Genomic DNA, 5316 nt, shown 5'->3' with positions numbered 1-5316 from the left:
ATTTTTGGTGCTTTACTGTTTCTCAAATGCCTTTTTTCGCTCCTTATGTTTATTTTTATGCTCACTTTGATTTTTTCTCTCCGTAATTTCTCTCTGTGACAGCTTAGGGTGCGGAATGTGGGTTGTACAGCAACATTTTTGAAGATTATCAACTACTAATAAATAATTAACTGAAAGTCCCTCCCATTATTGTTTCTATCGTTTGTTTTCGGATTTATGCAAGAGGTCTACTGATAGTTTCTTCGGCAAAATAGTCGTAAAAGTCTTTCTCCGTCAACATTTCACGATTCCATAAGCAAAAATTATCACACAAAGTCGAGAAGAGCCCTAATTCTTACCTAGAATCTTGTCATACTCGGAGTGTGAACCAACCCAGAACCAAACTATCTTTTCTTCGTCTGACTTCTTAATCCCTAATGCTCGCCATCCAATGCCGACTCTGACTGACCAGATTTTTTCTCTTGGTTTCACCTCTTTGAACTCTAGGCTGGGGTGAAATGAATTTTCTTTCCAAATCTCGTAATTTTTCTTGGCTGTTTCTTGTACCCTTTGCGGCAAACTGAGAAAAAGTTGACGAAACCTCTTGGTTCTGGCTGACTTCATTCTTCTCCAAAACCTTTATCTTCTGTTCTCCCCTCTTGTTCTTCTATCAGGGCTTCCTGTGCCATTGTTATTAAAGCTCCCAATTCCAGATCTTCGTTAGAAAGGCTTTGCTGCCATTTTAATTCACTTTCAATGTCTTCCAGCAATTGTTGAGCAAGTTCATCCTGAAGAGACTCTGGCAGTTTCTGGATTTCTGTGAATGCTTTTTGCAACAGAGTAGTCATATTTTGTTAATGTTTTACAGGCATCGGACTATTTTACCACCTCCCGAGTCGAGTCATCCCACCATAACCTCACGGATTACTGCTCCGGGTAGAAGGTCGATAGCATCAGGTTGTAAATAAAGCTCGATCACCTCCTGTATATTGTTGAGAGCTTCCTCTTGTGTAATACCAGCAGATGTGCATCCGGGCAGTTCCGGACACCAAATTGCCCATTCGTTTGTATCGGGATCGGGTTCAAGTATCACTCGCCATTTCATAGGGACTAAATCCTTAGAGAACTACCCAAGATGATAACAGATGGACTCCACAAGCATAATCAATGCTCAAGCCCGGGATGACTAGATAGTGGTTCACGTTGAAAGTGCCAAGGGTTCATTATGCCCAAAAGCAATATCAGGTGGGGAGCCAATAACCCCAACGCTTTCCCAATAAGCAACTAGCTCTAGCCCTGTTTTAGGAGGATTTTGTAGATAACTCATTCTCTAGCTCTGAAGGTAAATCTAGGCTGATGTTGACGGTATTTCCTCAACGTTCAATGACCTGTCTTTGATTATATCGGAATATATTCAGTTAAACGAAGGGGTTGAGTTTCCTTGCGTAAAACCAGCCTAGGGCTGTGATTTAATTGATAGAGCTATTGCCCAATTAAACCTTGAAAATGAGAATATTTACAGATAACGGTGCTACAATCTGTAGGACTCGACGAACCTGTGCTGGTTCTAGGCGTTGTCAGATAAAGAGATGAGAAGGCAAATGGCTCTTCTAGGTTCTGTGTGATAAGTTTAACTTACATAGGATTGATCGATCTTTGTGTCCTTTATGTCTTTGTGGTTCGTTCCACCCCCTCGCTAGGAGGAATGTATCTTAGAATACATTTTACCCACCAAACCTGGGAGAGCCGGCAAATTAGAAAATTCCCTTAAGCTTCTAATTCATGACCTTAAGTTTAAGGATGTTCCAGTTCCCTACACTTTTGCTTGATTCATCTTTACATCTGACAACGCCTATCCTCTTGCCAGTAGCTGTTGAAAAGCAAAATGATCAAATCCTAGAGAACCGCTTGGATATTTGTTTGATTCTTGGCCAATTCTGCCAATGTCATTCCCTTTGTAAGTCGTTCAATTTCACGGCATCAGCTTAATTCCTTGCCAATGAATCAAATAAAGACAAAGACTTTACCGCTAGTTTTGGCAACTATTCTCGGTGTGAGAGGAGGAGGCAGATTTTGCTGCCGTTTCCTCTTGATAGCTAAGACAGGATTAGTTTTTGCGGTAAAAAATCTTACTGCCTTGGTCACTGACAAAATGACAATTGCGGTAGGACCGCCAGAGAGATCTGAAAATCGGTTCTTTCGAGACGCGATAATAGTCTCCTAAGACGGGACGGATAGCCTCGGTTGCTTCTTGGAGATGATAGTGGGGAATAGTGATAAAAATGTGATGGGCGACGTGGGTACCAATTTGGTGATGGATGGGATTAAAGATGCCATAATTGCGATCGATGGTAGAAAGCGCTCCTTTGAGAAAGTACCAATCTTGACCGCGATACCAGGGAATATCATTTTCAGTGTGGTGTAGGAATGTCACTAGGTCCAACCAAACCACAAAGACGATATAGGGCATGATGTAGTAGTTAAACAGAAACCAAAAGCCGTAGCTGATACCCACCCCGATTAATAGACCTAACATAAAGGTACAACAAACGGTGCTAGTCAGTACCTGCCACCGTTCCGAGGGGCGAAAGAGGGGGCTTTCGGGCATAAAATGGGACCCCTGTTTATTAGGGGAACGACGGAAAAGATAAAGGGGATAAACAAATAAAATTAGCTGAAAACGAGCTAATTTTTCGTACCAAGCCATATTGTTATACTGGGTTTCCGTGACGGGATACCAACTTTCATCGGTGTCGATATTGCCAGTATTAGCGTGATGAGTGCGATGACTGATGCGCCAACCGTGGAAAGGTACGAGAATAGGAGTATGACTGAGATGACCGATTAAGTTATTTAACCAACGATAACGGGAAAAGGAACCGTGACCGCAATCGTGACCGACGACAAATAAGGACCAAAACATGGTTCCCTGCATAAACCAAAAAAGGGGGAAGAACCATGCTTGATTAATCTGGTAAGTTATCCAGTAAAGCAGGGTAATGATGCCAATATCAAAAAAAAAGTAGGCTAAAGAGCGAAAAACGCTTGATTGGAAGCAACGGGCCGGGATAGCTAGACGGACATCCTGTAGGGTAAATGGCAAAAATTCTCTTTTTAGGGCAGGTTTAGGTAGGGTTTGGGACACTAGGTTATAACTTAAGATGGATAACAGGGCAGTATTGACGAAGGCTTGAGTAGCTCAAGTTTTCTGTTTCTCGGTGCGCTATCTTTTCTCTATCTCAGCTAGGAGCAGATAAAACCGAGCGATCGAGCGAATTTCGTCTAACTCACTGGAATTTTATTGTAGGGCTTAATGTAACTTAACAAAAGCCCCTAGGGAAAGTTAATCACATTCTCCCCCTGTCCGTCCGTCTGTCCCCTTGGGCATCTAGTACAATAATATCTGAGAAAATAGATAAGACTCTCGGTTATTCAATCAACATTATGAACCAGTTACCTATTCGTCCAGCTAATAAAAATTTTACCCATAGTTACTTGACTTTTGCCGATTTTTATGCGGGAATTGGTGGCTTTCGTCTCGGTCTTGAACAAATCGGTTGGCAATGTGTTTTTAGCAACGAAAATAACCCAGATTGTGTGAAAACCTACAATCACAATTTTCATGAATCCATAAAACCGCAAGATGTTGAAGCTTTAATTCCTAGCTTACTTCCAGATTTTGAGGTTTTTTGTGGGGGATTTCCCTGTCAGCCATTTTCCAGAGCAGGACAACAAAAAGGTTGGCAAGACAGTCGCGGACTAGCCATTCAGGAAATTCTCAGAATTTGCCATGAAAAAAAGCCTAAAGTTATCTTTCTTGAAAATGTTAGTAATATCATGCGCTTAAATCAAGGGCAGATATTAAAAGATATATTAATCCAGTTAAAGGAAATAAATTATCTGGCTTTTTATGCAGTTATCGATAGTAAATATTTCCAAATTCCTCAATCAAGACCTCGCTTTTTTTTATTGGCTTTTCGCAAGGATTTAGGAATTAAAAACTTTCAATTTCCCCAACCTTGCCATGCAGAAGTAGGTATTGAAAAAATTATTGTTCCGGGGGATTATTCAATTCCCATATCGGAAAAGTGGCAGCAGTATATTGATTATTATGCTGGCAGAATTACTGCTGAACAATTATCTTTTCAACTGCCAAAAACAAGAATAAGTATTGAAAGGGCAAGTGTTAATGTAGATTATGATAATTGTATTTATCAAATGAGATCTAGTGGCATCCGAGCAATTTCTATCCAAAAACCCTTTCCTACTTTTGCGGTTAGTGTTAGCGGTGGTGGTGCCATGATTCCAGTGTATAGCAAGGAAAGAAGACATTTAAGTCTCTTAGAAATAAAAAGATTAATGGGATTTCCCGATGATTATTATTTTCCTGTTTCTCGCACCGCTGCTATTAAACAACTTTCTAACGCTGTCTGTCCCCCAGTCATTAAACATATTGGTATAAATATTACTAAATCACTTAATTAGCTCGATTTAACCGGTATTCAATATTTTCTTGACTGGGGAAAATAATCTTAGTTACTTCAGGAAAAGCTAAGACACATTCTGAACATTTATCAGGAGCATAGTTACAAAGATTACAGATTTGCCATTTGCATTTATTACAATAGAAGCAGAGAGCTTGAAAATTGTCATCGGCACTATTTCCACCTTTTTCTACGGGAATCCGATGATCCCAAACTAAACGCACTCGATCCCTAGCATAGGTATTTTGATTGATATTTTCTTTCTTTTTAAGAATTGAGCCACAAAAATTACATTTATTTTTTTGTTGTTCTAAGATATTTCTCTGAATTAGGGATGAGGGAGGTGTTCTAATCGGTGGTTTAGTAGTGGTAAAAAGTCGTTGATGATCGGAACTCTCTAAAATATATTTTTGACTGCCTAATCTTTTTTGTCCTGGGGGAGCAGAAATAAAATTAAATCCCTCTTCATTCCAAAGTTCGCTAAAGGGTTTATTAGCATCAGCATAGGAATCTTGAATTAAATTTTCAGGAATTTTACCCTTGAGTATAGTTTTTATCTCTTGTAAATTATTGGTCGCATTAGTTAGATCGCTTTCACAACCTTCTCCATACCTAATCAGAGTTAGCAAAGCAGCAATAGTTCTTTTTTTATATAAAATAATTACTCTGTTATCATTAAAGATAATTAAATATCCTTTTCCTTGAGGATTCTTGGTAATTTCCCTAATATCTTCTAACTTGATCCCACTCATCTTAATACCTCTAGAAATTACAGATAATTGGCTGTTAAAAATTGTCAGATGCCCCCCTTATTAAGGGGGGATTAAAGGGGGGACTAAGGGGGGACTAAGGG

Annotated in this window: 6 protein-coding genes; 1 reads left to right on the top strand and 5 read right to left on the bottom strand. The window is 39.6% G+C overall.

Features of this window, described 5'->3' with window-relative positions:
• Positions 1-327: 327 nt before the first annotated feature.
• The 4 genes from IQ224_RS21415 to IQ224_RS21400 form a co-directional block, all read right to left on the bottom strand.
• Positions 328-603 carry a hypothetical protein gene (locus tag IQ224_RS21415; protein ID WP_194033472.1) on the bottom strand — a complete coding sequence of 92 codons (276 nt, stop codon included), beginning with the start codon at positions 601-603 and terminating at the stop codon, positions 328-330.
• Entirely contained in the window at positions 600-827 is a 228-nt protein-coding gene (locus IQ224_RS21410; protein WP_002735837.1) for a hypothetical protein, read from the bottom strand. The genes IQ224_RS21415 and IQ224_RS21410 overlap by 4 nt, the downstream gene beginning before the upstream one ends.
• A 53-nt stretch (positions 828-880) precedes the next feature.
• Positions 881-1084: a type II toxin-antitoxin system HicB family antitoxin gene (locus tag IQ224_RS21405; RefSeq protein ID WP_002744640.1), complete on the bottom strand. Its 204-nt coding sequence runs from the start codon at positions 1082-1084 to the stop codon at positions 881-883.
• A 1002-nt stretch (positions 1085-2086) separates the two neighbouring features.
• Positions 2087-3124, bottom strand: a complete 1038-nt coding sequence (locus tag IQ224_RS21400) for a fatty acid desaturase (protein WP_036401178.1) — start codon at positions 3122-3124, stop codon at positions 2087-2089.
• Positions 3125-3423: 299 nt separating this feature from the next.
• Here IQ224_RS21400 and IQ224_RS21395 point away from each other — a divergent pair, with 299 nt between their 5' ends.
• Positions 3424-4464, top strand: coding sequence for a DNA cytosine methyltransferase (locus tag IQ224_RS21395; protein WP_002744627.1), 1041 nt, complete (start codon positions 3424-3426; stop codon positions 4462-4464).
• Here the strand turns inward: IQ224_RS21395 and IQ224_RS21390 are convergent.
• Entirely contained in the window at positions 4457-5215 is a 759-nt protein-coding gene (locus IQ224_RS21390) for an HNH endonuclease (RefSeq protein WP_002744625.1), read from the bottom strand. The genes IQ224_RS21395 and IQ224_RS21390 overlap by 8 nt on opposite strands.
• Between the last annotated feature and the right edge of the window lie 101 nt (positions 5216-5316).

The organism is Microcystis sp. LEGE 00066 (assembly GCF_015207925.1).
GTDB lineage: Bacteria > Cyanobacteriota > Cyanobacteriia > Cyanobacteriales > Microcystaceae > Microcystis > Microcystis ichthyoblabe_A.
Note: the sequence above shows the minus strand (reverse complement) of the source record. Positions and strands in the feature narration are given on the sequence as shown.

What these genes read in the sequence shown, in the direction of transcription:
- IQ224_RS21415 (WP_194033472.1), bottom strand. Translation starts at nt 603, where the DNA reads ATGAAGTCAGCCAGAACCAAGAGGTTTCGTCAACTTTTTCTCAGTTTG.
- IQ224_RS21410 (WP_002735837.1), bottom strand. Translation starts at nt 827, where the DNA reads ATGACTACTCTGTTGCAAAAAGCATTCACAGAAATCCAGAAACTGCCA.
- IQ224_RS21405 (WP_002744640.1), bottom strand. Translation starts at nt 1,084, where the DNA reads ATGAAATGGCGAGTGATACTTGAACCCGATCCCGATACAAACGAATGG.
- IQ224_RS21395 (WP_002744627.1), top strand. Translation starts at nt 3,424, where the DNA reads ATGAACCAGTTACCTATTCGTCCAGCTAATAAAAATTTTACCCATAGT.
- IQ224_RS21390 (WP_002744625.1), bottom strand. Translation starts at nt 5,215, where the DNA reads ATGAGTGGGATCAAGTTAGAAGATATTAGGGAAATTACCAAGAATCCT.